This is a genomic window from Streptomyces sp. DH41, assembly GCF_029813785.1.
Classification (GTDB): domain Bacteria; phylum Actinomycetota; class Actinomycetes; order Streptomycetales; family Streptomycetaceae; genus Streptomyces.
In genome coordinates, this window is the sequence record NZ_JARVKY010000013.1 from 1 (window position 1) to 25673 (window position 25673).

Below are 25673 nucleotides of genomic sequence, written 5' to 3' on the forward strand. Positions count from 1 at the left end.
CCCCGGGCCGCCGCCCTCTTGCCTGCCCGCCCACGCGATCGCCGTCACCGGGCCCCGGACGGCGCCGGCAGCCGTGCGCCCGGCTTGTGCACCGGGATCTTCTCGCCGTCCGAGCCCACGACCGTCCGGTCGCCGAGCGGCTCGTCCAGCCGCACCGTCCGCTCATACTCCTTGGCGATCAGGATGCAGACCTTCTCCGGACGCGGGGTCTCGGTCACCGTGACCGTCACCTTGCCCCCGCTCTCCTTCGCCGTGGCCTCGTAGTCGGAGCACACCCCGCCCGTGAAGTGCGCGGTCAGCTCCCCGCCCTCGGCCGTGTAGCCGCTCACCCGTACGTCCCGCGGGTCAGCCGGAGCCGAGGACGGCTCGTCGGACGGGGACGGTGAGGGCGAGGCGGGGGCCGCGGTGGTCAGGTACTTCGGGTCGACCGCCGGATAGGTGACCGTGACGGCGTCCTCCGTGCCCGGCGCCCGCACCTCGAACAGCCAGGACGGCACCAGCGTCTGCCGCCCCCGCACCGGATGCGCGGCCAGCCCGAACACCGCGTCCTCGACCGTGACCGTCCGCTTCCGCGGCTTGTCCGGTGTGCCCGTCGGCAGTGCGCAGGGCAGATCCGCGCCGTCCTGGTGCGGGACCGGGCTCGCGCAGCCGCCGATGCCGGACCCGGCACCGCCGCCCGGCGTGTTCAGCAGCGCCAGCGTCTCCTCGGCGCCCAGGACGGGGTACGTGTCCCCCTTGACCGGCGTCTTCACCTGGCCGCTGCCGCCGACCACGTCGCCCCGCGCGCCGACGACCACACCGGTGGTCCAGCCGTACGTGGGCAGCCCGCCGACCTCGGGTTCGGCGTTCACGGCCCGCCGGGCGCCCATGACCTGGCCCGCGTCCAGCTTGGCGTCGTCCTGGCCCAGCGCCTTGAGGACCGGCGCCGCCGCCTTCTTCGCGGCCGCCTCGCTCACCGGGCTCCCGTCGGCGGACGGGGCCTTGCACACGGCGCCCTTCGCGCAGTCGTCGGTGCCGGGCGTGTAGCGGTGGAAGGTCCAGGTGCCCGGCGCCTGCCGGTTCACCGTGAGCAGGGGCCCGGAACCGTCCTTGGCGTTGCCGACCTTCCAGGCCCCGCCCTGGACCCGGGGCGCCCCGTCGACTCCCAGGGCCTCGGCCAGCCGGGCCACCTCCGCCTCGGCGACCTCGCCCTCCGCCCGGTACACGGGCGCCGAGCCGGGCCCCTCGGGGAGGGTGCCGTCGGCGCGGTAGGTGACGCCGTACGGGTCGGGTTCGCCGGGCGCGATGCCGTTCGTGCCGTCCTGGCCGCCCGGGGAGGGCGCCCCGTGGCCGTCCAGGGCGAGCGGCGGGGGAGTGTCGTCGCCCGATGCCCCGGACGCCGTACCGCCGCCCGCGCCGCCACCGGAGGCGGACGCGGCCAGATAGGCCCCGCCGGTCCCCACGAGCAGCACGGCGGCGGCCACGGACGCGACGGCGACGGCCGGACGCCGCCGCGCGGGGCGCCCGGTGCCGGCCTCGTCGGCGGCGGTGGCGTCGTCGTTGTCGGGTCGCTCGGTGTTCACCGCATCGCTCCTTCGGCTGTTACTGGGGACAGCGATGGGACGCGGTGGAGGTGGATCCGGTTCCCGGCGACGCCACGCGTCGCCCGAACGGCCGCGAGGCCGCCCGGCGGCGCTCAGTCGCCGTAGTCCGACATGGCGTCCAGCAACCGGGCCGACGTCTGCGGCACTCGCACGCCGTGCAGGAGCGAGACGGGGACGGGGCGGGCGGAGACCTTCACCGGAGCCTCCCAGCGCGGGGCCATCCGGGCGCAGTCGCCGCGCAGCGACGCCAGGTCGCCGTCCAGGTCGGCCGGGGCGGGGTCGGCGGTCCTCAGGTTCGTCATAACAGAACCGTAGGCACGTTCCGGACCGCGAAGAAAGTTGTACTACCGGGTAGTTTTGCCTGCTTCGGGCCGGGGGCACTCCCGGGTAGCGTGAACTGTCAACCCGCCTCCCCCTCAGGAGAGAGTCCACGCCGTGCGCATCGCAGTCACCGGCTCCATCGCCACCGACCACCTCATGACCTTCCCCGGTCGCTTCTCCGACCAGCTCGTCGCGGACCAGCTGCACACGGTCTCGCTCTCCTTCCTGGTCGACCAGCTCGACGTACGCCGGGGCGGCGTCGCCGCGAACATCGCCTTCGGCATGGGCCAGCTCGGCACCCGGCCGATCCTGGTCGGCGCCGCCGGCTCGGACTTCGACGAGTACCGGGCCTGGCTGGACCGGCACGGCGTCGACACCGGCTCGGTGCGCATCTCCGAGACCCTGCACACCGCCCGCTTCGTGTGCACCACCGACGCCGACCACAACCAGATCGGCTCCTTCTACACGGGCGCGATGAGCGAGGCCCGCCTCATCGAGCTCAAGACCGTCGCCGACCGGGTCGGCGGCCTCGACCTGGTCTCCATCGGCGCCGACGACCCGGAGGCGATGCTCCGGCACACCGAGGAGTGCCGCACGCGGTCCATCCCGTTCGCCGCCGACTTCTCCCAGCAGATCGCCCGGATGAACGGCGACGAGATCCGGATACTGCTGGACGGCGCGACCTACCTCTTCTCCAACGAGTACGAGAAGGGGCTCATCGAGACCAAGACCGGCTGGAGCGACGAGGAGATCCTCGGCCGCGTCGGCCACCGCGTCACCACCCTCGGCGCGCGGGGCGTCCGCATCGAGCGGGCCGGCGAGGAGACCATCGAGGTCGGCGTCCCGGACGAGGAGCGCAAGGCCGACCCCACGGGTGTCGGCGACGCCTTCCGCGCGGGGTTCCTGTCGGGACTGGCCTGGGGAGTGTCCCTGGAGCGGGCCGCGCAGGTCGGGTGCATGCTGGCCACCCTGGTCATCGAGACGGTGGGTACGCAGGAGTACCAGCTGCGGCGGGTGCACTTCATGGAGCGGTTCACCAAGGCGTACGGCGACGAGGCGGCGGCCGAGGTCCAGGGGCACCTGGGCTGAGCCGTCGGTCGCGGGTGCGCGGGGCCGGCCCGGCTCACGCGGCGAAGCCGCGTACGGGCACGGCCCCGCACCCTGGAACACGCCGGGCGGGGTCGGCCCAGGCGCCCACGGGCGGGGTCAGCCGGCCCGGCGCACCACGTAGGCCGTTCCCCGGTCCGCCCGCTCCTCGCCCACGTACTCCTGCCCCCGCATCTCGCACCACGCCGGGATGTCCAGCCGGGCCGCCTCGTCGTCGGACAGGACGCGGACCGTGCCGCCGACGGGTACGTCGCCGATGACCTTGGCCAGTTCGATCACCGGAATCGGGCAGCGCCGGCCCAGCGCGTCCACGACCAGGTCCGCTCCCGCCTCCCGGGGGGCCTCCCCGGCCACCGGCGCCCCCAGCTTCTCCCGCACCGCGGCCACCGTGCCCGGCAGCACCTCCAGGAACCGCTCGACGTCCTCGGCCGGTGTCCCCGGCGGCAGCGACACCCGGACGTTGCCCTCGCTGAGCACCCCCATCGCCTTCAGGACGTGACTCGGCATCAGGGTGCTGCTGGTGCACGACGAGCCTGAGGAGACCGAGAAGCCCGCACGGTCCAGCTCGTGCAGCAGGGTCTCCCCGTCGACATAGAGACACGAGAAGGTGACGGTGCCGGGCAGCCGGCGCACCGGGTCGCCGACCACCTCCACATCCGGGACCAGGGACGGCACCCGGGTACGGATCCGCTCCGTCAGTTCCCGCAGCCGGGCCGCCTCCCCGGCCGCCTCGGCCCGAACCGCCCGCAGCGACGCCGCCGCGGCCACGATCGCCGGCAGGTTCTCGAAGCCGGGAGCACGGCCCGACTCCCGTTCGTCCCCGGGCCCTTGCGGCGCGAACCGCACACCCTTGCGTACGACGAGCAGCCCGACCCCCGAGGGACCGCCCCACTTGTGGGCGCTCGCGGTGAGCAGCGACCAGCCGCCCGCCACCTCCCCCCAGCCCAGCGACTGGGCCGCGTCCACCAGCAGCGGCACGCCCGCCGCCCGGCAGACCTCGGCCACGTCCGCCACCGGCTGCTCGGTGCCCACCTCGTGGTTGGCCGACTGGAGACAGGCCAGCGCGGTGTCGCCGCGCAGGGCAGCCGCGTACGCCCCCGGGTCCACCGCCCCCGTCCGGTCCACGGCGACCTGGGTGAGCGTCCCGCCGCCGGCCTCGTGCGCTTCGGCCGCATGCAGTACGGAGGAGTGTTCGACGGCGGACACGATCAGGTGCGCTCCCGCGCGGCGCCGCCCGGCCAGCGCCCCCGCGACGCCCGAATGCACCGCCCGCGTCCCCGAAGGAGTGAACACCAACTCGTCCGCCCGGCACCCCACCGCCTCGGCCGCCGCCTCCCGCGCCGCGTCGAGCAGCAACCGCGCCCGCCGCCCCTCCCGGTACAGCCGCGCGGGATCGGCCCACCCCTCGTCGAGGGAGGCCAACAGGGCCTGGCGGGCGACGGGGTGGAGGGGAGCGGCGGAAGCAGCGTCGAAGTAGGCCACACGGCAACGCTATGACGTCCGGCGGGGGGATGCCGACCAGGGGCGCCGGACCGCGCCGATGTCCGGCTCCGCCGCGCGGGCGCGAGCGGCCGCGACGCACCGTCAGCCGCCGGACAACCCCCGGTCCCGGCTCCGTGGGCGCCCGAACCCACCCTTGGGAGTGACCGACGGCGCGTATGCCACCCTCCCCGCGAACCCCCGGAGGGCGTCGGCTAGGGTTTGGTCCGCATAAACATCAAACCCCTGCCCGACGCAGGGCGGCGACCGACCAGCGAGAAGGCCGCAGCCGAACAGCGCGGGCGAGACTCTCGGGAAGGCGCTACGTGAGTCCCAACGGCTCCGACCGCTCGCCGCGGCGCCCCATGCGGCGGAAGCTGCTGCAGGCACTGACCGCGGGCCTGGTCCTGGCGACCGCCACCGGTTGCACATGGGAGGACTTCCCCCGCCTCGGCATGCCCACCCCCACCACGGAAGAGGCTCCGCGGATCCTCTCCCTGTGGCAGGGGTCGTGGGCTGCCGCGCTGGTTACCGGCGTGCTGGTGTGGGGCCTGATCCTGTGGAGTGTCTTCTTCCACAGGCGCACCCGCACCAAGGTCGAGGTCCCTCCGCAGAACAGGTACAACCTGCCCATCGAGGCGCTGTACACCATCGTTCCACTCGTCATCGTCTCGGTGCTGTTCTACTTCACCGCCCGTGACGAGTCCGAACTCATGAGCCTGGAGGACAAGCCCGACGTCACGGTCAACGTGGTCGGCTTCCAGTGGAGCTGGTGCTTCAACCACGTCGAGAGCGTCGAAGGTTCCTCCGGCGACGCCAAGACCTCCAAGGAACTGGCCGCTATCCCGGACCGGTTCAAGAAGGACTTCCCGGCGAACGCCGGCGGCGTCTACGACTGCGGTGTCCCGGGCACGCGGAACCCCCAGAACAACAACCCGGGCCCGACCCTCTGGCTCCCCAAGGGCAAGAAGGTCCGCTTCGTCCTGACCTCGCGTGACGTCATCCACTCCTTCTGGGTGGTGCCGTTCCTCATGAAGCAGGACGTCATTCCGGGCCACACCAACGCCTTCGAGGTGACCCCCAACAGGGAGGGCACCTTCATGGGCAAGTGCGCCGAGCTGTGCGGCGTGGACCACTCCCGGATGCTGTTCAACGTCAAGGTCGTCTCCCCGGAGCGCTACGAGCAGCACCTCCAGGACCTCGCGAAGAAGGGGCAGACCGGTTACGTTCCCGCAGGCATCGCGCAGACGAGCCACGAGAAGAACCGGGAGACGAACAACCTGTGAGCATCCTCAATGAACCCCAGGGTGCCTCGGCAGCGGAGGACTCGTACGAGAACGAGCTGCCGGTACGGCGCAAGCAGCCCGGCAACGTCGTGATCAAGTGGTTGACGACCACCGACCACAAGACGATCGGCACGCTGTATCTGGTGACGTCGTTCGCGTTCTTCGTGATCGGCGGCGTGATGGCGCTGCTCATGCGCGCCGAGCTGGCCCGTCCGGGCCTGCAGATCATGTCGAACGAGCAGTTCAACCAGTCGTTCACGATGCACGGCACGATCATGCTGCTGATGTTCGCGACGCCGCTGTTCTCGGGCTTCGCGAACTGGATCATGCCGCTGCAGATCGGCGCACCGGACGTGGCCTTCCCCCGGCTGAACATGTTCGCCTACTGGCTGTACCTGTTCGGCTCGCTCATCGCGGTGGGCGGCTTCCTGACCCCGCAGGGCGCGGCCGACTTCGGCTGGTTCGCCTACTCCCCGCTGTCCGACGCGGTGCACTCGCCCGGCATCGGCGGTGACCTGTGGATCATGGGTCTGGCCTTCTCCGGCTTCGGCACGATCCTCGGCTCGGTCAACTTCATCACCACGATCATCTGCATGCGCGCGCCCGGCATGACGATGTTCCGCATGCCGATCTTCACCTGGAACGTGCTGCTGACCGGTGTGCTGGTCCTGCTCGCCTTCCCGGTGCTGGCCGCGGCCCTGTTCGCCCTGGAGGCGGACCGCAAGTTCGGTGCGCACATCTTCGACTCGGCCAACGGCGGAGCGTTGCTGTGGCAACACTTGTTCTGGTTCTTCGGGCATCCAGAGGTGTACATCATCGCGTTGCCGTTCTTCGGCATCGTCAGTGAGATCATCCCGGTCTTCTCCCGCAAGCCGATCTTCGGCTACATGGGTCTGATCGCCGCGACGATCGCGATCGCCGGTCTGTCGGTGACGGTGTGGGCCCACCACATGTACGTCACGGGCGGCGTGTTGTTGCCGTTCTTCTCCTTCATGACCTTCCTGATCGCGGTCCCGACCGGTGTGAAGTTCTTCAACTGGATCGGCACCATGTGGAAGGGGTCGTTGTCCTTCGAGACACCGATGCTCTGGTCCACCGGCTTCCTGATCACCTTCCTCTTCGGTGGTCTGACCGGTGTCATCCTGGCCTCGCCGCCGCTGGACTTCCACGTCTCGGACTCGTACTTCGTGGTGGCGCACTTCCACTACGTGGTGTTCGGCACCGTGGTGTTCGCGATGTTCGCCGGCTTCCACTTCTGGTGGCCGAAGTTCACCGGCAAGCTGCTGGACGAGCGGCTGGGCAAGATCACCTTCTGGACGCTGTTCATCGGCTTCCACGGCACCTTCCTGGTCCAGCACTGGCTGGGCGCCGAGGGCATGCCGCGCCGGTACGCCGACTACCTGGCGGCCGACGGTTTCACCGCCCTGAACACGATCTCGACGATCAGCTCGTTCCTGCTCGGCATGTCGCTGCTGCCGTTCTTCTACAACATCTGGAAGACGGCCAAGTACGGCAAGAAGGTCGAGGTGGACGACCCGTGGGGCTACGGCCGTTCGCTGGAGTGGGCGACCTCCTGCCCGCCGCCGCGGCACAACTTCCTCACGCTGCCGCGCATCCGCAGTGAATCCCCCGCCTTCGACCTGCACCACCCCGAGATCTCCGCGCTCGACCAGCTCGAGAACGTCGGTCACGGTGAGAAGGCACTCGCCGGCGGCAAGGAGGCCGGGAAGTGAAGATCCAGGGCAAGCTCTTCATCTGGCTGAGCGTCTTCATCCTGGCCGTCGCGATCGTCTACGGCTACTGGTCGATGGAGCCGGTCGGCACCACGGCCCTCTTCATGGCCTTCGGCCTGGCCATCATGATCGGCTTCTACCTGGCCTTCACGGCCAGGCGGGTCGACGCGGGCGCCCAGGACAACAAGGAAGCGGACGTCGCGGACGACGCCGGCGAGATCGGGTTCTTCAGCCCGCACAGCTGGCAGCCGCTGGCGCTCGGGATCGGCGGAGCCTTCGCCTTCCTGGGCGTGGCGGTCGGCTGGTGGCTGCTGTACTTCTCGGCACCGATCCTGCTGATCGGCCTGTTCGGCTGGGTCTTCGAGTACTACCGCGGTGAGAACCGCACCCAGTAGCACGCGCCGAGCGCCGAGGGGCCCGGACACTCCGTCAGGAGCGTCCGGGCCCCTTCGTCTGCCGTGCCCGCCTCACTCGTCCGGGTTACCCGCCGTGCCGCCATTGACGCCGCTCCCTAGCGTGAGGTCATGAGCAACACGGTTCACTTCCAGGCGCGGGGGCGTACGGTCGTCGGCTGCACCCTGCTGGTGATCGCCCTCGGCGCGAGCGTCACCGCCTGCACCGGCGGCGACGACGACCCGCTGTCCGCCGCGCCGTACGACGCGGCCGGGCAGATCTCCTTCAACGGCCCCACCGAGGCCGGGAAGAAGGCCGACCCGGACAAGCCCCTGGAGGTCGTCGCCGAGGGCGCCGACGGGCGCATCACGGACGTCACGGCCATGGACGCGGCGGGCCGCCACGTCGCGGGCGAACTCTCCGCCGACGGAGCCCGCTGGCACAGCACCTCCCCGCTGGCCGCCGGCGCCCGCTACACGGTGCGGGTCAGCACCGAGGACGGCGACGGCGCGCCCGGCCGCAAGGTCCTCACCTTCGAGACCGGCCGGCCCAGCACCAAGAAGACCCTGGACGTCTCCTTCGGGCCCGATGCGGGCGCGTACGGCGTCGGGCAGCCCGTCACCGCCGAACTCAGCCAGCCGGTCCGGGACAGCGCCCAGCGAGCCATAGTGGAGCGTGCCCTGAAGGTGGACTCCACGCCCGCGGTGGAGGGCGCCTGGCACTGGGTGGACGACAAGAAGCTCCACTACCGGCCCAAGGAGTACTGGCCCTCCCACGCCACCGTCCAGGTCCGCAGCACCCTCGACGGCATCAAGATCGGCGACCGGATGTGGGGCGGCACCGCCAAGCCCCTCACCATCACCACGGACGACCGCGTCGTGGCCGTGACCGACGCCGCCGCGCACACGCTCACGCTCTACCGGGACGGCGAGGAGGTCAGGCAGATGCCCGTCACCGCGGGCAAGCCCGGCTTCGAGACCCGCAACGGCGTCAAGGTCGTCCTGGCCAAGGAACCCTTCGTACGCATGCGCAGCAGCACCGTCGGCATCGCCGAGGGCTCCTCCGAGTCGTACGACCTGCCCGTGTACTTCGCCACCCGGGTCACCTGGAGCGGCGAGTACGTGCACGCCGCCCCGTGGTCCGTCGGCTCCCAGGGCGCGGCCAACGTCAGCCACGGCTGCGTCGGCATGAGCACCGCCGACGCGGAGTGGTTCTTCGACGCCGTGCAGGAGGGCGACCTCGTCGAGGTCGTCAACTCCGGTGGCGAGACGATGGAACCCTTCGGCAACGGCTTCGGCGACTGGAACCTCGACTGGACCGAATGGCGCACGGGAAGCGCCCTTACGAGTGGTACCCCGAACGGCCAGGGCACGGCGGAGCAGGCCAGGCTGAGGCCGCAGAGCGTGTGAGCGCGCCCCGGCGGCGGCGCGCCCCCGGCCCCCGCCAGGGGCCCCTAGACGCCCTCCAGCCTCTTCTGGCGCAGCAGTGAGGCCAGCGCGCCCGCGAACTCCACGGGCTCCACCGGCAGCGTCACAGCCGCCTCCGCCCGGCTCCACGTCGCCAGCCACGCGTCCTGCGGCCGGGCGATGAGCAGCAGCACCGGCGGGCACCGGAAGACCTCGTCCTTGATCTGACGGCACAGGCCCATGCCCCCCATGGGGACCGCCTCGCCGTCGAAGACGCAGACGTCGATCCCGCCCTTGTCCAGCTCCTTGAGCGCGGCGGCCGCAGTGGCGCACTCCACGAACTCGACCACGGGCACGTCCGGAGCCGGCCGGCGACCGGTCGCCAGCCGCACCTGCTCGCGGGTGTTGGAGTCGTCGCTGTAGACCAGCACCGTGGCGGTCGGCTGCATGCTTCCTCCGATACGCAGTGAAACAGTCGTAGCCCGTCGCGCCGGATGCTACTCCCTCGAACACCTCGTCAACACTGGTTCGGACAGGGCTTCGACACGGCTTCGAGGGCCCGTTCGATGGGCCATACGGGCAGTACAGACGGTGCGGACACTCCGAACGGCACCCCCCGGGGTGAGGGCGGGATAAGCGACCGACATAATGTCGGTCGTGGCGACAGCAACGACAGTAGAAACCGGGCACGCGCACCCGTCGGTCAACCGGCCGAACCTCACCAGCGTCGGAACCATCATCTGGTTGAGTTCCGAGCTGATGTTCTTCGCGGCCCTCTTCGCGATGTACTTCACCCTGCGATCGGTGACCGGCCCGGACTTCTGGTCCGAGAAGGCCGACGCGCTGAACCTTCCGTTCTCCGCGACGAACACCACGATCCTGGTGCTTTCCTCCCTCACCTGTCAGCTCGGCGTGTTCGCGGCCGAGCGCGGTGACGTGAAGAAGCTCCGGATGTGGTTCATCGTCACCTTCGTGATGGGTGCGATCTTCATCGGCGGTCAGGTGTTCGAGTACACCGAGCTGGTCAAGCACGAGGGCCTCTCGCTCTCGTCGGACCCGTACGGCTCGGTGTTCTACCTGACCACCGGCTTCCACGGACTGCACGTGACGGGCGGCCTCATCGCCTTCCTGCTGGTCCTCGGCCGCACCTACGCGGCCCGGAGGTTCACCCACGAGCAGGCGACCGCCGCCATCGTCGTGTCCTATTACTGGCACTTCGTCGATGTGGTCTGGATCGGCCTGTTCGCCACGATCTACCTGATCAAGTAGTCGCGGCGCGCACCCGCGCAACACCAGAAGCATCGACAGCATCGACGCAGAAGATCCTGACACCGGGGTAATCCGTGAAAAAGCTCTCCGCACGACGACGCCACCCGCTGGCGGCGCTCGTCGTCCTACTCCTCGCGCTGGCATGCACAGGGGGGCTGTACGCCGCGTTCGCACCCGCGAGCAAGGCGCAGGCCGATGAAACCGCCCAGTCCCTCGCCATCGACGAGGGCAAGAAGCTCTACGCCGTCGGCTGTGCCAGTTGCCACGGCACCGGGGGTCAGGGCACCACCGACGGTCCGAGCCTGGTAGGCGTCGGCGCCGCCGCCGTCGACTTCCAGGTGGGCACCGGACGTATGCCGGCCCAGCAGCCCGGCGCACAGGTCCCGCGCAAGAAGGTGATCTACTCCCAGGCCGAGATCGACCAGCTGGCGGCCTTCGTCGCCTCGCTGGGCGCCGGCCCGGCCGTCCCGTCGGCGGAGAAGTACGGCCCCCAGGGCGCGGACATCGCCAAGGGCGGTGAGCTGTTCCGCAACAACTGCGCGCAGTGCCACAACTTCACCGGCAAGGGTGGCGCGCTGACGCACGGCAAGTACGCGCCGAGCCTCGAGGACGTCGACCCGAAGCACATCTACGAGGCCATGCAGACCGGCCCGCAGAACATGCCTTCCTTCCCCGACAGCACGCTGACGGAGCAGAACAAGAAGGACATCATCGCCTACCTGGACGCGGTCAACTCGGACGACACCGTGAACCCCGGCGGTCTCTCGCTCGGCGGCCTCGGGCCGGTCAGTGAGGGCCTCTTCGGCTGGATCTTCGGTCTCGGTGGCTGCATCGCCGTCGCCGTGTGGGTCGCCGCTCGGACCGCAAAGGCCAAGAAGTCATGAGTAGCCAAGACATTCCAGAAGAGAACCTGCCGGCAGAGCAGGGCGGCACGCACGGCGTGCCGAAGCCCGCGGACGAGAAGCACCCGTTCGCGGACCCGGGGCTGCCGCCCCACGAGCACCGGATCCAGGACATCGACGAGCGGGCCGCCAAGCGGTCCGAGCGCACGGTCGCCCTGCTGTTCACGCTGTCGATGCTGGCCACCATCGGCTTCATCGCCTCCTTCGTGGCGATCCCGCACGACAAGTCGATCTACGTCTGGCCGCTCGGGCACATCAACGCGATGAACCTCGCGCTGGGCCTGACCCTCGGCGTGGCGCTGTTCGCCATCGGCGCGGGCGCCGTCCACTGGGCGCGCACCCTGATGTCCGACGAGGAGGTCGCCGACGAGCGGCACCCGATCGAGGCGTCGCCCGAGACCCGCGCGAAGGTCCACGCGGACTTCAAGCAGGGCGCCAAGGAATCCGTGATCGGCCGGCGCAAGCTGATCCGCAACACGATGTTCGGCGCGCTGACGCTGGTGCCGCTCTCCGGCGTCGTCCTGCTGCGCGACCTCGGCCCGCTGCCCGGGACGAAGCTCCGCCACACGCTGTGGTCCAAGGGCAAGCTGCTCGTCAACATGAACACGAACGAGCCGATGCGTCCGTCGGACATCGCGGTCGGTTCCCTCACCTTCGCCAAGCCCGAGGGCCTGGAGGAGCACGACCACGGCTTCCAGAACGAGATCGCCAAGGCGGCCCTGATGATCATCCGGCTGGAGCCGGAGGCCATCAAGGACAAGCAGGAACTCGAGTGGTCGCACGAGGGCGTCGTGGCGTACTCGAAGATCTGCACCCACGTCGGGTGCCCGATCTCCCTGTACGAGCAGCAGACGCACCACGCGCTGTGCCCGTGCCACCAGTCCACCTTCGACCTTGCCGACGGTGCCCGGGTGATCTTCGGTCCCGCCGGCCACCCGCTGCCGCAGCTGCGGATCGGCGTGAACGACGAGGGTTACCTCGAAGCGCTCAGCGACTTCGAGGAGCCCGTCGGTCCTGCATTCTGGGAGCGCGGATGAGTACTGCAGCGAGCAACCCGAACCCGTCCGCCGGCGCGTCGGCGGACCGATCGCGCGGAAAGGCCCCGGCCGGCGAACGTGTCGCCGACTGGGCCGACGGCAGGCTCGGGATCTACTCCCTGGCCAAGGCCAACATGCGCAAGATCTTCCCGGACCACTGGTCCTTCATGCTGGGCGAGATCTGCCTCTACAGCTTCATCATCATCATCCTCACGGGTGTGTACCTGACGCTGTTCTTCCACCCGTCCATGAACGAGGTGGAGTACCACGGCTCGTACGTCCCGATGCAGGGACAGCTGATGAGTGAGGCGTACAAGTCGACGCTCGACATCAGCTTCGACATCCGGGGTGGTCTGCTGATCCGGCAGATCCACCACTGGGCGGCGATCATCTTCCTCGCCGGCATGTTCGTGCACATGATGCGCGTCTTCTTCACCGGCGCGTTCCGCAAGCCGCGTGAGATCAACTGGCTGTTCGGCTTCCTGCTGTTCGTCCTGGGCATGTTCACCGGTTTCACCGGCTACTCGCTCCCGGACGACCTGCTCTCCGGCACCGGTGTCCGCTTCACGCAGGGCGCGATCCTGTCCGTGCCGATCGTCGGTACGTACATCTCGATGTTCCTGTTCGGCGGGGAGTTCCCGGGGACCGACTTCGTCGCCCGGTTCTACTCGATCCACATCCTGCTGTTGCCGGGCATCATGCTCGGGCTCGTGGTCGGCCACCTGATCCTGGTCTTCTACCACAAGCACACGCAGTTCGCGGGTCCCGGCAAGACCAACAAGAACGTCGTCGGCATGCCGCTGCTGCCGGTGTACATGGCGAAGGCCGGAGGCTTCTTCTTCCTGGTCTTCGGTGTGATCGCGGCCATCGCCGGCCTCGTGGCGGTCAACCCGATCTGGGCCATCGGCCCCTACCGGCCCGACATGGTCTCCACGGGCGCCCAGCCCGACTGGTACATGGGCTTCGCCGAGGGTCTGGTCCGGGCGATGCCCGGCTGGGAGATCAACTTCTGGGGTCACACACTGGTCCTGGGTGTCTTCATCCCACTGGTGATCTTCGGTATCTTCCTGATGCTGATCGCGCTGTATCCGTTCATCGAGTCCTGGGTGACCGGGGACAAGCGCGAGCACCACATCCTGGACCGTCCGCGCAACGCCCCGACCCGCACCGCGTTCGGTGTGGCCTGGGTCACCGCCTACATGATCATGCTGATCGGCGGTGGCAACGACATCGTCGCCACCCACTTCCACCTGTCGATCAACGCGGTCACCTGGTTCGTGCGGATCGGGTTCTTCGTCGGACCGGTCATCGCCTTCGTCGTCACCAAGCGGATCTGCCTCGGCCTGCAGCGCCGGGACAAGGAGAAGGTGCTGCACGGCCGCGAGTCGGGCATCATCAAGCGCCTGCCGCACGGTGAGTTCATCGAGGTGCACGAGCCGCTCAGCCAGGAGCAGCTGCACACGCTCACGGCCCACGAGCAGTACAAGCCGGCCGAGATCGGCCCGACGGTCGACGAGAACGGCGTCGAGCGCAAGGTGAAGAGCACCGAGAAGCTCCGCGCCAAGCTCAGCGAGGCCTACTACGGCGAGGACGCGCAGATTCCGAAGCCGACTGTCGAGGAGTACAAGGAGATCACGAGCGGCCACGGCCACCACTGACCCTCCAGCGTCGCCACACGACGGCCGAAGGGCCCCGTCCGTTCCTCGGACGGGGCCCTTCGACGTGCCCGGCGCTGGATAGGGTGGGACCACGGTCCCTTTCCACCACACACACGATGCAGGAGCGGCTCATGAGCGCTGTGACCCCCGCTGGAGGCGACACCGCGGCGGGCCGCTCCTGGCCCGCCGTGCTGAACAAACTGCTGGACGGCCACGACCTCTCCGCGGACGACACCGCGTGGGCGCTGGACGTCATCATGCGCGGCGAGGCGACCGACGCGCAGATCGCCGGCTTCGCGGTGGGCCTCCGGTTCAAGGGGGAGACGGTCGAGGAGATCTCCGGCCTCGTCCGCACCATGTACGCCCACGCCAACGTGATCGAGGTGCCGGGGGAGACGGTCGACATCGTCGGTACCGGTGGCGACGGCGCGAAGACCGTCAACATCTCCACCATGTCGGCGATCGTCGTGGCCGGTACGGGCGCCAAGGTCGTCAAGCACGGCAACCGGGCCGCCTCCTCGGCGTCCGGGGCCTCCGACGTCCTGGAGAAGCTCGGGGTCAACCTGGAGCTGACGCCGAAGCGGGTGGCGGAGGTCGCCGAGGAGGCCGGCATCACCTTCTGCTTCGCCGTGAAGTTCCACCCGTCGCTGCGCCACGTGGCGGCGGCCCGCGGCCAGCTGGGCATCCGCACGGTGTTCAACTTCCTGGGCCCGCTGACCAACCCCGCCAGGGTGAAGTCCCAGGCGATCGGGGTCGCGCACGCCCGGATGGCGCCGATCATCGCCGGTGTCTTCGCCGAGCGCGGCCACTCGTCGCTGGTGTTCCGCGGTGACGACGGCCTCGACGAGCTGACCACCACGGCCACCTCCAGGGTCTGGGTGGTGCGGGACGGCCGGGTGACCGAGGAGAGCTTCGACCCGCGCGACGTCGGCCTCGAACTGGTGCCGGTCGAGGCGCTGCGCGGCGCCGACGCCTCCTACAACGCCGACGTCGCCCGCCGTCTGCTGGCCGGCGAGCGGGGCCCCGTACGGGACGCGGTGCTGCTGAACTCGGCGGCGGCCCTGGTGGCCCTGGCGCCCGGCGAGGCGCCGCTGACCGAGCAGCTCCGGGCCGGCATGGACCGGGCCGCCGAGGCGATCGACTCGGGCGCCGCCAAGCGGGTGCTGGACCGCTGGGTGGCCGTGAGCAACGCGTAACGCCCTCTCGTGTGACGTGCGTCCCGCGATCCGGACTCGGGTTGCGGGGCGCCGATCACTTCCCATAGGTTTTCCGACAGGTCATGAGTGACAGTCATGAGGCCCCGGCCGACTGTCCGGCAACCCTCCGTCCGTGGCGGGGTGCCCCGGGTGAAGACCAGGTCGTGGACAGCAAGGTCCACGGCAAGCGCGGACCCCTCGCACTCTTCCGAGTGATCAGCCCAGGGGTCCTGGTCGTTCGAGGGAGCCTCCCGTGAACCAGCGAATGCGATAGGGCCGCAGAGCCCCGCCTCCGCACCCCCCTTTCTTCTCCGTCCTCACGCTCGAGCCGCCGCGGTTCGCGTGGTGACGGCACCTGCCTTCACGGGAGTACACCCATGTCCGTCTCCACCGCTGCCGTCGACCAGTCCCTTTGTGCCCCTCTGCCGGTTCTGGGACGAGATGTCACCGTCCCGCTCGTCACCGGCGGCGAGGTCACGTACGCCGCGCTCGACTACGCCGCCAGCGCGCCCGCGCTCCAGCGGGTCTGGGACGACGTGGCGGCCTACGCCCCGTACTACGGCAGCGTGCACCGGGGCGCCGGATACCTGTCGCAGCTGTCGACCGACCTGTTCGAGAACGCCCGGACGACCGTCGCCGGGTTCCTCGGCTGCCGGGAGGGGGACCAGGTGGTCTTCACCCGGTCCACCACCGACTCCCTCAACCTGCTCGCGGGCGCGCTGCCCGCCGGCTGCCGGGTCTTCGTCTTCGAGACCGAGCACCATGCCTCGCTGCTGCCCTGGCGCGGGGCCGACGTGACCTGTCTGGACGCCCCGCGCACCCCGGCGCAGGCCGTGGAGACGCTGGAGCGCGCCCTCGCCGCCCGTGAGCCGTACGGGCCCGCCCTGGTCTGCGTCACCGGCGCCTCCAACGTCACCGGTGAGCTGTGGCCGGTGCGCGAACTGGCCGCCGCCGCGCACGCGCACGGCGCCCGGATCGTCCTGGACGCCGCCCAGCTCGCCCCGCACCACCCGGTTTCCGTGGCCGACCTGGACGTGGACTGGGTCGCCTTCTCCGGACACAAGCTGTACGCCCCCTTCGGCTCCGGGGTGCTGGCCGGCCGCGCCGACTGGCTGCGCGAGGCGGAGCCCTACCTCGCCGGGGGCGGCGCCAGCCGCAGCGTCACCCGGCGCGCCGACGGGGGCGTGGACGTCGAGTGGCACGACAGCGCCGCCCGGCACGAGGCCGGGTCGCCCAACGTCATCGGCGCCTACGCCGTCGCCTCCGCCTGCAAGGCGCTCACCGAGGCCGGGTTCGACACCCTGGTCGCCCGCGAGGAGCAGCTGATCCGGAGGGTACGGGAGGGTCTCGCCGAGGTGCCCGAGGTGCGGATCCTCTCCCTCTTCGGAGACGACGCCCCCCGCGTCGGTGTGCTCTCCTTCGTCGTCGAGGGCTGGAACAGCTCGCACTTCGCCGCCGCGCTCTCCGCCGAGTACGGCATCGGTGTGCGCGACGGTCTGTTCTGCGCCCACCCGCTGGTGCGCACCCTGCTCGGCGGCGACCCGCAGGCGCAGGGCGAGTGCGGCGCCCCCGAGGCGGCGCCCGGCGAGAAGTCCCTCAACGCCATCCGCGTGAGCTTCGGCGCGGGCACCCCGGACGAGCACGTCGAGCGGTTCACGCACGCCGTGCGGGAGCTGGTGAGCGAGGGTGCCCGGTGGAACTACCGCACCGAGGACGGCCGTTGCGTGCCCGACACCACCTCCGCCGACACCACCTCAGCCGACACCACCTCTGCCGACACCCTCTCCGAAGCGGCCGGCGCCTCCGCCGGCTGAGCGGCCCGGCCCGGCAGCCGTGACCCCAGCACGATCATGCGCAGCGCCCGCTCCGTGGCGTCCGTGAGCAGCTCGGCGGCGCGCAGCAGCGCGTCCGCCAGGGCCATCGGCGCCGGCATGATGCCGTGGCAGGCGTCCACCCCCGGCACGTCGTGGGCGCCCTCGCCGAGCGTGCCGGCCAGGGCGAGGACGGGACGGCCGTAGAGCTTGGCGCGGCGGGCCACCTCGGCGGGGACCTTGCCGCGCGGCGTCTGGTGGTCCAGCGCCCCCTCGGCGGTGAGCACGAGGTCGGCGCGGGCCAGGCGGGCGTCCAGGTCGAGGTGGTCGAGCAGCACGTCGAAGCGGGGCAGCAGCCGGGCCCCGACGGCGGCCAGCCCCGCGCCCAGCCCGCCGGAGGCGCCGGTGCCGGGGCCGTGGCGCAGGTCGGTGCCGGTGACACCGAGGTCGCGGGTCAGGACGCGCGCCCAGTTCTCCAGCCCGGCCGACAACTCCTCGACCTGTGCGGGCGTCGCCCCCTTCTGCGGGCCGAACACCCGGGCCACGCCGCGTTCTCCGCACAGTACGTTGAACGGGTTGCAGGCGACGAGCAGTTCGGTGTCCTTCAGCCGGGAGTCCAGCCCCGACGGGTCGATGCGGGCGAGGCGGGTCAGCTCCCGTCCGCCGGGCGGCAGTTCGAAGCCGTCCGCGTCCAGCAGCCGGGCCCCGAGCGCCTGGAGCGCGCCCGCGCCCCCGTCCGACGTACCCGAGTCGCCGCAGCCGATCAGGATCCGCCGCACGCCGGTGTCGAGCGCGGCGCGGAGCAGCTCGCCGACGCCGTACGTCGTCGTGGCGCCCGGGTCGCGCAGGGCGCGGGGGACCAGGGACAGTCCCGCTACGGCCGCCATCTCCACCACCGCCGTGTCCCGGGCGCCGAGCAGCGCGAAATGGGTGCCGACGGGTTCGCCGACCGGCCCGGTGGCGGCCAGCGCGACCAGCCGCCCACCGGTCGCGGCGGCCAGCGCGACGGCCGTGCCCTCGCCGCCGTCGACGAGCGGGATCAGGTCGATCTCGGCATCCGGCAGGACCCGGCGGACGCCCGCCGCGATGGCGTCGGCGGCGGCCTGGGCGGACAGGGACTCCTTGAAGCCGCTGGGGGCCACCACGACACGGTTCAGCACGGAGGGCACGGAGGGCACGGCGGGCACAGCGGTCACGGCCGACACGGCGGGCACAGCGGTCACGGCCGACACGGCGGGCACAGCGGTCACGGCGGGCACGGCGGATACAGCGGGTACGGCGGGTACGGCGGATACGGCGGGCATGGCGGACATGAAGGGCTCCTTCAACGGGTCACGGGTACGCCGAGCAGCGGCCAGACGGCGGCGGCGAAGAACAGCACGAGCGCGGCGGTCAGCGGTGCCAGGACGGCGGACAGCCGCAGCAGGTCGCGCGGGGTGTAGGTGGGGGTGCCGGGGATGTCGGAGAAAAGCGTGACCGGCTTGGCGGAGGCCGGGAGGGTGTGGCAGAAGCCGGCGGCGGCGGTGGACGCGAGCGCGGCGGTGACCGGGTTGACCCCGGCGCCCACGGCCGCGGCGATGACCAGCGGGACCAGCACGGAGGAGCGGGCCGAGCGGGACTGGAGGACCAGGTGGGCCGCCGTACTGACCGCGATCACGATCCCGAGGAAGACGGCCGGCGCGACCCCCGCGGGCAGCCCCGACACCAGCCACTTCGCCGCGCCGGAGTCGGCGAGCGCGACGCCCATCGCCATGGTCGCCGCCATGAACAGCAGCAGCGACCAGGGGACGGTCTTCAGCGCGTCCTTGAGCCGCACGGTGCCGAGCGCGGGGGAGGAGGCGACGACCGCACCGATCAGCGCCACCACAGCGGGCGAGACATGGTGCAGGGGCTCGCTGCACCACAGGGTCACCACCGTGGCCAGCAGCGCGGCGCAGCGCTTCTCCGCCTGCGTCCAGGGGCCGGTGACCGGGCTCTCGGTGTGCCGCTGTATCTCCTCGGCGGTGATGCGCACCGGGCCCTTGCGCTCCGCCCGCCGGGTGGTCGTCAGCAGGACCGTCTCGGCGGCCAGATGGGAGGAGGTCACCGCCAGCGGCAGACCGAGCAGCAGCCACTGGGTGAAGCCGATCCGGTCGCCGGTCGACTCCCACAGCACCGACACGGTGATCAGATGGGCGCCCGCGCCGATCAGGGTCGCCACCGCCGACAGAAGGATCACGGTCGGAAACAGCAACGCGAGCATCACGACCAGTCGCTTCCGGTCGGCGAGGGCCTTGGCGAGGGCGAGGAACACCGGCAGCGCGAGCGCCGCCCGGCCCGACGTGGCCGGCACCGCGAACGCGGTGACGACCAGCGCGGCCGTCGTCAGGTGCACCAACTGCCGTACGTTGCGCGCCCCGCCGACCAGGAAGGCCGCCGCCCGCCCCGCGAGCCCGGTCCGGGCCACCGCCGCCGCCAGCACGAAGGCGCAGATCAGCAGCCACACCGTGTCGTCGCCGAGGGTGCCGAAGAGGGTGTCGCTGCTGATCACGCCGGTCGCGGTCAGCGCCAGTCCGGCGCCCAGCGCGATGTAGGTGTCGTCGATCGGCGTACCGATCCAGGCGCAGGTGGCCAGCGCGAACACGGCGAGGGTGAGGCGCGCGTCGCCGCCGAGGGCGGGGAAGTTGGCGGGTACCGCCAGCAGCGCGCACAGGGACAGCGCCACGCACAGGGCCGCCGCGAGGCGGAGGTTCAACGTCACGTCATCGAGGGTTCTCCCGGGCGGTGAGCCCTCAATGAGTCCGACATGAAGGAAACTTCACCAAATGCCGCCCGGTGGGCCGATACGTACGTCAGCCCGGCAGCCGGTACCCCATGCCCCGTACCGTCTGCACCCGCTGCGCCCCCAGCTTCTTGCGCAGCGCCCGCACGTACACGTCCACGATGTTGGAGCCGGGGTCGAAGTCGTAGCCCCACACGTGCGACAGGATCTGCTCCCGGGACAGGACCTGTCCCGGATGCCGCAGGAACAGCTCGAGCAGCACGAACTCACGGGCCGTCAGGTCCACCAGCCGGTCCGCGGCACGGGCCCGGCGGGTACGCAGGTCCAGGGAGAGGTCGCCCGACCTCAGCACCGTCACCTCGGGCGCCCTGGCCGCCGTACGCAACCGCAGCCGTACCCGGGCGAGCAGTTCCTCGAACCGGAACGGCTTGGTCATCCAGTCGTCGGCGCCGCCCTCCAGGCCGGCCACCGTGTCCCGTACGGAGTCCCGCGCGGTCAGCACGATCACCGGGGTCGTCACCCGGGACTCGCGCAGCTCGCGCAGGACCGTGAAGCCGTCCCGGCCGGGGAGCCCGATGTCCAGGACGACCAGGTCGAAGCCGCCGGTGAGGGCGTACTCGTAGGCGGCGTCGCCGTCGGCGACGGCGGTGGTGGTGAAGCCGTTGGCGCGCAGGCCCTTCTCGACGAAGGAGGCGATGCGCTCCTCGTCCTCGACGATGAGGATGCGGTTCATGGGCGTGCCTCTTCCGGAGTCAGTCCAGTGTCAGTACGAAGGTGGCGCCGCCACCCTCGGTGGTGCGCAGGGCGACCCGCCCGCCGTGGCCCTCCGCGATCGCCTTGACGATCGACAGTCCGAGCCCGGCACCGCTCCCGCGCGCCCCGCGCCGGGCCGTGCCGCGCCGGAACCGCTCGAAGACGACCTCGGCGTCCTGCGGCTGGACGCCGGGCCCGGAGTCGGCGACGTACAGCTCGACGCGGGTGCCGTCGGCGCGGGAGCCGATGCGGATGGTCTGGCCGGTGGTGGTGTGCTGCACGGCGTTCTGCGCGAGCTGCACCATGGCCTGCGTGATCCGCTGGGGGTCCAGCCGGGCCTCGCGGTCGGCGACCCCGTCCAGCACCCAGTCCCGGTCGCCGAGGGTGCGGGCCTTGACGTAGACGTCGGCGGTGAGTTCGGCGAGCTGGACCGGCTCGGGCGTGACGAAGTCGGGGCGTTCGGCCTTGGCGAGCAGCAGCAGGTCCTCGACGATGCGGCTCATCCGGTCCAGTTCGTCGGTGACGAGGCGGACGGTCTCCTCGCGTTCCGCCGGGTCGTCGCCCATCAGTTCCAGGTGGCCGCGGACGATGGTGATCGGGGTGCGCAGTTCGTGGCTCGCGTCGTCGACGAACCGGCGCTGGGTGGCGAAGGCGCGTTCCAGCCGGTCGAGCATGGCGTTGAACGTCTCGGCGAGCGCGGCCACGTCGTCGTGTCCGTGCACCGGGATGCGCCGCGTCAGGTCCTGCTCGGTGAGCTGCGCGGCGGTGGTCCGCACCAGCCGGACCGGTTTGAGGATCCGGCCCGCGACCACCCAGGCGATGCCGGTGGTCATCAGCAGGGCGACTCCGGAGATGGCGAGCAGGACGCGGAACACCTCGTTGGCGCGCGCCTGTTCCCGCCCGGGATGGAAGGCGACCACGAACGCGGCCGCCGGTTCGCCGCCGTACCGGGCGACGGTGACCTTGGCCCAGCGGATGTCCCCCTGCGGCCGCTCCAGGGTGCCGGTGGAGTCGGGCGAGGCGTAGATGCGGCGCCTGGCGTCGGCGTCCTTGTGCAGGGGCAGGGCGACCGGGATCTCGCGCTGCTGGATGATCTGGGTGGGCCTGCTGCCCTTCTCGCCCACCAGGCCGACCAGTTCCTCGTCCAGGTCGGCGTACTGCCTCTCCAGGAAGACCCGCAGCAGCCGCCCCGGGTCGGTGAACGGGCGGCCGGTCTCCGGGTCGAAGCCCTGCTCCTCGAAGTTGGCGAACTCGCCGGCCTCCTGCGCGAGCAGGCCGTTGATCCGCTGGTCGGTGTCGTGCAGCAGGATCGACCGGGTGGTCGCGGCCACCGAGGCGAGGGCGACCGCCATCACGAGCAGCAGCCAGAGCAGGATGCGGACACGGGCCGAGATCCGGCGGCGCTCGCGGTCAGCCGTCGTCGCCGGATCCGTCGTCGGCGCCCGAGTCGTCCCCGGTGTCCCTGGTGTCCTGGCCTCGGTCGTCGTCATCGTCGTCATCCGGAGGGCTGTCGGTCACCGGTGGCCGGGTCACCACCTGGTCGCTGGGCGTCGGTGCGGGCGAGGAGGAGGTGGGGGTCGGCGTCGGGGAGCCGCTCTCCAGCTCCACCTTGGCCGGGACCTTGGGTTCCTGCGGACTGTCGGTGAGGGCGAAACTGGTCGCGGCGATGCCGAGCGGGATCAGGACGACGGCCGCCAGGGCCGCCATCCGGCGAGAGAAGACCATGTCCCCGATCCTGCGCCCGGTACCCGTCGTCCCGGATGAGTCCGCGATGAAGAACTCTTCATCAGCGTCCGCCGGACGTCGGTACCGGTCGTCAGTTGTCGAGCCCGATGGCGAACGCCGCCTCCAGGTCGTGCTGTGAGTACGTCCGGAACGCCACGTGCGTGTCCGTGCCCTCCACGCCCGGGATCTTGCTGATCCGGCCGGGGATGACCTCTGCCAGGTCCTCGTGTTCGTTCACCCGCACCATGGCGATCAGGTCGTAGGTGCCGGTGACGGAGAAGACCTCGCTGACGCTCTCCAGCGCGGCGATCTGCTCCGCGATCTCTGGGATCCGGTCCACGCTGGTCTTGATGAGGACGATCGCGCTGATCACGGCTGTTTCTCTCCCTCGGGGGCCGCCACTGGAACGCTCTTCACTTTAGAGCCTCCCCGGCGGACCATGCCGCGGGCGCGGGGTCTGGCACACACATCTGCGGCGTTGTCGTCACTCTCCCCCACTCTCGGCTTCGCTCGAGCGGGAGGGGCCCCCATCGCTCCGCGTCGACTCCCTCCTCCGCCTTGCAGCTGCACGCACCAGACCCCGCTCACCGGCGCGGACAGGCTTCCGTTGCTTACCCGCGGCCTGGTCCGCCGGGCAGGCTCTAGTCGTACGCCCGAACCGCACCCACGCGAAGACGAAGCCCAGCCCGAAGCCCACCAGGTGTGCGAGGTACGCCACCCCCGGGCCGTCGCCGGCCTGCCCCGCCGCCAGCCACTGCAGGGCCGCCCAGAACGGCAGCACGACCCAGGCGGGGAAGCGCAGCGGCAGGAAGAAGAGGAAGGGCAGGAGGCTGGTCACCCGGGCGTGCGGGAAGAGGAAGAGGAACGCACCGAGGATCGCGGAGATCGCCCCCGAGGCGCCGACCAGGGACTGCTGGGAGTGGGCGTTGGCCCCCGCGTAGCCGAGCAGGGCCAGGTAGCCGCAGCCGAGGTAGAACAGGGCGAACTGGAGCCGGCCCATCCGTTCCTCGGTCATCGCGCCGAAGACGTAGAGGAAGAGCATGTTGCCCAGCAGGTGCACCCAGCTGCCGTGGACGAACAGTGCCGTGGCGGGGGTGAGCGCGGACCCGGGGGAGTCCTCGAACAGTTCTGCGGGGATCACGCCCCACCGCCGGAAGTGGGCGCGCTGCGCGGCCAGCAGTTCCTCCCCGGTGCCGTACGCCGGATTCAGACCCGCCGCCGGGCTGAGCAGGAACAGCAGGCAGCACAGGGTGATCAGCCCGTACGTCACCGGCGCGGACCGGCCTCGGGCCGTGCGGGCCGTGCGGGCCGTGCCGAGCGTCCTGACCGTGCCGAGGGCCGCCGTGCGCCAGTTGCGGATCATGTACACAGAGCATGACGTAACGGGACGCAACCGCCCAGGCCGCCTCGCCGCCGTGGACACGCGGGCGTCGGGTACCCGCCAGGCCGTAGGGTTACGAGCCACACGCGCCGGGAAGACCGGCGGGTCACCGACACCGGAAGAGAGCGAACAGCCACGATGACGGTTCCCCAGCCGACCGACACGACGCGGTGGCGCTGCACCCTCTGCGGCAACCTCACCCGCTTCGACGTGACCCGGGCCTCGAAGGTCGTCGAGTACGTGCACCTCGATCTGGCCGGTGAGCCGAAGGTCGAGGAGCGCGAGGTACTCAGTGAGACCATCGAGTCGGTGCGGTGCCGCTGGTGCAACGCCGTGGACCAGGTGGAACTCGTGGACAGGCCGGGTGCCGCCTCCTGATGACGGGAGCGGCCCCCGCATGAGGTGATCCCGAGCGGGATCGCGCAGAGGCATTGGGGTGACGGATGGTGGAGACACAGGGCGGGGAGCCGGGCGACGGCGCCGCCGAGGTGCTCGACCGGCCGCTGCCCGACGGCGTACGCCGCAGGGTCGTGCAGATCGTGTCCGACGGCTTCGGCGGACTCACCCTCGGCGAACTGCCCGCACAGCTGAGACAGTACGCCCGGTTCACCCCGAACCGCAGGGCCAAGTTCGCCGGCAACGCCATGGCCGCCGCCGTGGAGAGCGACCCCCTGTTCCGCCAGCGCATCGGCGAGAAGCTCCGGGAGGCCCAGGCCGAACTGGCCGGCGCCCTGGACGCGGGTTCCCCGCCGCCGGCCGCGGACCCGCTCGACGTGGCGGCGGCGGCCTACGTGCTGCGACCGCACGGCTGGGTCAAGCTGGTGACCGCCGCCGGCGAGGAGGCGCAGCGCGCCGACGCCGAGCGTGCCGGTGAGGAGAGCCGCGCGGAACTGGAGCGGCTGCACGAGGAGCTGGCCCGGGCCCGGGAACACACCAGGACCGAGACCGAGCGGCTGCGCGCCGAACTGGACGCGGCGAAGAAGGAGGGCGAGTCTCTGCACCGCAAGCTGCGCTCCGCCCTCAGCGACGTCAAGCGCGGTGAGGCCGCGCTGCGCAGGATCCGGTCCGAGATCGACGCCGTCCGCGCCGAGGGGCACGCCCAGGTGTCCGCCGCCGAGAGCGAGACCCGGCGGCTCAAGACCCGGCTCGGGGAGGCGGAGGCCGCCCTGGAGGCCACCCGCAAGGCTGCCCGCGAGGGACGCAGCGTCGAGGACATGCGGGTGCGGCTGCTGCTGGACACCCTGCTGGACGCGACGCAGGGGCTGCGCCGGGAACTCGCGCTGCCCCCGGTGTCGGTGCGGCCCGCCGAGACGGTGGACGCGGTCGAGCCCGGCCGGATGACCCCCAAGGACATCGCCGCCCGCGCCCTGTCCGAGAACGACCCCGCGATCCTCGACCAGTTGCTCGCACTGCCGCAGGCGCACCTGGTCGTCGACGGCTACAACGTCACCAAGACCGGCTATCCGCAGATGCCGCTGGAGAAGCAGCGGCTCAGACTGCTCGGCCAGCTCTCCCAGCTCGCCGCGCAGACCGGCGCCGAGATGACCTGCGTCTTCGACGGCGCCGAACTGGCGGCGCCGGTGCTGCTCGCGCCGCCGCGCGGGGTGCGGGTGCTGTTCTCCAAGCCCGGCATCACCGCCGACGAGCTGATCCGCCAGCTGGTGCGGGCCGAACCGCCGGGCCGACCCGTCATCGTCGTCTCCACCGACCGGGAGGTCGCCGACGGCGTGGCCCGGGCGGGCGCGCGGCCGGTGGCGTCCGTAGTGCTCCTGAAGCGGCTTTCCTAGCCTCTGCGTCACTTCCGTCCCAAGCGCAACGTAGGGGCTCTATGCCCCAATTGACGGAACCGTCACGCAACGTAGCGTCAGGAGA

24 protein-coding genes and 1 riboswitch are annotated in these 25673 nt (G+C 71.1%); of the genes, 13 read left to right on the top strand and 11 right to left on the bottom strand.

Going from position 1 to position 25673, the window contains the following annotated elements; genetic code table 11:
• Positions 1-44 precede the first annotated feature (44 nt).
• Together QC283_RS21305 and QC283_RS21310 are read right to left on the bottom strand one after the other, a co-directional pair.
• A complete protein-coding gene (locus QC283_RS21305; RefSeq protein ID WP_279563200.1) occupies positions 45-1562 on the bottom strand; it encodes a hypothetical protein in 1518 nt (505 codons plus the stop codon).
• A gap of 113 nt (positions 1563-1675) precedes the next feature.
• A complete protein-coding gene (locus tag QC283_RS21310) occupies positions 1676-1885 on the bottom strand; it encodes a hypothetical protein (protein WP_279563201.1) in 210 nt (69 codons plus the stop codon).
• A gap of 133 nt (positions 1886-2018) precedes the next feature.
• On the opposite strand from QC283_RS21310, the gene QC283_RS21315 reads away from it, so the two are divergent.
• Positions 2019-2993, top strand: a complete 975-nt coding sequence (locus QC283_RS21315; protein WP_279563202.1) for a carbohydrate kinase family protein — start codon at positions 2019-2021, stop codon at positions 2991-2993.
• A gap of 117 nt (positions 2994-3110) precedes the next feature.
• On the opposite strand, the gene QC283_RS21320 is transcribed toward QC283_RS21315, so the two are convergent.
• Positions 3111-4493 carry a cysteine desulfurase/sulfurtransferase TusA family protein gene (locus tag QC283_RS21320; protein WP_279563203.1) on the bottom strand — a complete coding sequence of 461 codons (1383 nt, stop codon included), beginning with the start codon at positions 4491-4493 and terminating at the stop codon, positions 3111-3113.
• Positions 4494-4816: 323 nt separating this feature from the next.
• Here QC283_RS21320 and ctaC point away from each other — a divergent pair, with 323 nt between their 5' ends.
• The 4 genes from ctaC (at position 4817) to QC283_RS21340 (ending at position 9311) form a co-directional block, all read left to right on the top strand.
• Positions 4817-5776, top strand: a complete 960-nt coding sequence (ctaC, locus tag QC283_RS21325) for an aa3-type cytochrome oxidase subunit II (protein ID WP_279563204.1) — start codon at positions 4817-4819, stop codon at positions 5774-5776.
• Complete coding sequence (ctaD, locus tag QC283_RS21330) at positions 5773-7509, top strand: aa3-type cytochrome oxidase subunit I (protein ID WP_279563205.1); 1737 nt, start codon at positions 5773-5775, stop codon at positions 7507-7509. The genes ctaC and ctaD overlap by 4 nt, the downstream gene beginning before the upstream one ends.
• On the top strand, positions 7506-7904 hold the full coding sequence (locus QC283_RS21335) for a cytochrome c oxidase subunit 4 (RefSeq protein WP_279563206.1): 399 nt from the start codon (positions 7506-7508) through the stop codon (positions 7902-7904). The genes ctaD and QC283_RS21335 overlap by 4 nt, the downstream gene beginning before the upstream one ends.
• Before the next feature lie 129 nt (positions 7905-8033).
• A complete protein-coding gene (locus tag QC283_RS21340; RefSeq protein WP_279563207.1) occupies positions 8034-9311 on the top strand; it encodes a L,D-transpeptidase in 1278 nt (425 codons plus the stop codon).
• A gap of 44 nt (positions 9312-9355) precedes the next feature.
• On the opposite strand, the gene QC283_RS21345 is transcribed toward QC283_RS21340, so the two are convergent.
• Positions 9356-9757, bottom strand: a complete 402-nt coding sequence (locus QC283_RS21345; protein WP_279563208.1) for a hypothetical protein — start codon at positions 9755-9757, stop codon at positions 9356-9358.
• A 199-nt stretch (positions 9758-9956) separates the two neighbouring features.
• On the opposite strand from QC283_RS21345, the gene ctaE reads away from it, so the two are divergent.
• From ctaE to QC283_RS21375, 6 genes are all read left to right on the top strand, one after another.
• Positions 9957-10577, top strand: coding sequence for an aa3-type cytochrome oxidase subunit III (gene ctaE, locus QC283_RS21350; protein WP_279563209.1), 621 nt, complete (start codon positions 9957-9959; stop codon positions 10575-10577).
• A 74-nt stretch (positions 10578-10651) separates the two neighbouring features.
• Entirely contained in the window at positions 10652-11461 is an 810-nt protein-coding gene (qcrC, locus tag QC283_RS21355; RefSeq protein WP_279563210.1) for a cytochrome bc1 complex diheme cytochrome c subunit, read from the top strand.
• Positions 11458-12516: a cytochrome bc1 complex Rieske iron-sulfur subunit gene (gene qcrA, locus QC283_RS21360; RefSeq protein ID WP_279563211.1), complete on the top strand. Its 1059-nt coding sequence runs from the start codon at positions 11458-11460 to the stop codon at positions 12514-12516. The genes qcrC and qcrA overlap by 4 nt, the downstream gene beginning before the upstream one ends.
• Positions 12513-14174, top strand: a complete 1662-nt coding sequence (gene qcrB, locus QC283_RS21365; RefSeq protein WP_279563212.1) for a cytochrome bc1 complex cytochrome b subunit — start codon at positions 12513-12515, stop codon at positions 14172-14174. Before qcrA ends, qcrB begins: the two co-directional genes overlap by 4 nt.
• 131 nt (positions 14175-14305) lie before the next feature.
• Positions 14306-15370 (top strand): anthranilate phosphoribosyltransferase, encoded by a 1065-nt coding sequence (gene trpD, locus QC283_RS21370; RefSeq protein WP_279563213.1) that lies wholly within the window; start codon positions 14306-14308, stop codon positions 15368-15370.
• 79 nt (positions 15371-15449) lie between these two features.
• Positions 15450-15566, top strand: a riboswitch (SAM riboswitch).
• Positions 15567-15747: 181 nt separating this feature from the next.
• Positions 15748-17184: an aminotransferase class V-fold PLP-dependent enzyme gene (locus QC283_RS21375; RefSeq protein WP_279563214.1), complete on the top strand. Its 1437-nt coding sequence runs from the start codon at positions 15748-15750 to the stop codon at positions 17182-17184.
• Here the strand turns inward: QC283_RS21375 and QC283_RS21380 are convergent.
• The 7 genes from QC283_RS21380 to QC283_RS21410 all read right to left on the bottom strand — a co-directional run bounded on the left by QC283_RS21380 (position 17070) and on the right by QC283_RS21410 (position 23783).
• Positions 17070-18341, bottom strand: a complete 1272-nt coding sequence (locus QC283_RS21380) for a glycerate kinase (RefSeq protein ID WP_279563380.1) — start codon at positions 18339-18341, stop codon at positions 17070-17072. The two genes, QC283_RS21375 and QC283_RS21380, sit on opposite strands and share 115 nt — an antisense overlap.
• Positions 18342-18505: 164 nt before the next feature.
• Complete coding sequence (locus QC283_RS21385) at positions 18506-19921, bottom strand: SLC13 family permease (protein ID WP_279563215.1); 1416 nt, start codon at positions 19919-19921, stop codon at positions 18506-18508.
• A 91-nt stretch (positions 19922-20012) separates the two neighbouring features.
• Complete coding sequence (locus tag QC283_RS21390) at positions 20013-20675, bottom strand: response regulator transcription factor (RefSeq protein ID WP_279563216.1); 663 nt, start codon at positions 20673-20675, stop codon at positions 20013-20015.
• A gap of 19 nt (positions 20676-20694) precedes the next feature.
• The gene (locus QC283_RS21395; protein ID WP_279563217.1) at positions 20695-22185 is read right to left on the bottom strand and encodes a sensor histidine kinase; all 1491 of its coding nucleotides are present in this window, start codon (positions 22183-22185) and stop codon (positions 20695-20697) included.
• Positions 22106-22420: a small secreted hydrophilic protein gene (locus QC283_RS21400; protein ID WP_279563218.1), complete on the bottom strand. Its 315-nt coding sequence runs from the start codon at positions 22418-22420 to the stop codon at positions 22106-22108. The genes QC283_RS21395 and QC283_RS21400 overlap by 80 nt, the downstream gene beginning before the upstream one ends.
• Positions 22421-22511: 91 nt before the next feature.
• The gene (locus QC283_RS21405; protein WP_279563219.1) at positions 22512-22793 is read right to left on the bottom strand and encodes an Lrp/AsnC family transcriptional regulator; all 282 of its coding nucleotides are present in this window, start codon (positions 22791-22793) and stop codon (positions 22512-22514) included.
• Between the two features lie 111 nt (positions 22794-22904).
• Complete coding sequence (locus tag QC283_RS21410; RefSeq protein ID WP_279563220.1) at positions 22905-23783, bottom strand: rhomboid family intramembrane serine protease; 879 nt, start codon at positions 23781-23783, stop codon at positions 22905-22907.
• A 156-nt stretch (positions 23784-23939) separates the two neighbouring features.
• Here QC283_RS21410 and QC283_RS21415 point away from each other — a divergent pair, with 156 nt between their 5' ends.
• On the top strand, positions 23940-24179 hold the full coding sequence (locus tag QC283_RS21415; protein ID WP_279563221.1) for a hypothetical protein: 240 nt from the start codon (positions 23940-23942) through the stop codon (positions 24177-24179).
• Between the two features lie 65 nt (positions 24180-24244).
• Complete coding sequence (locus tag QC283_RS21420; RefSeq protein ID WP_279563222.1) at positions 24245-25588, top strand: NYN domain-containing protein; 1344 nt, start codon at positions 24245-24247, stop codon at positions 25586-25588.
• Positions 25589-25673: the final 85 nt, after the last annotated feature.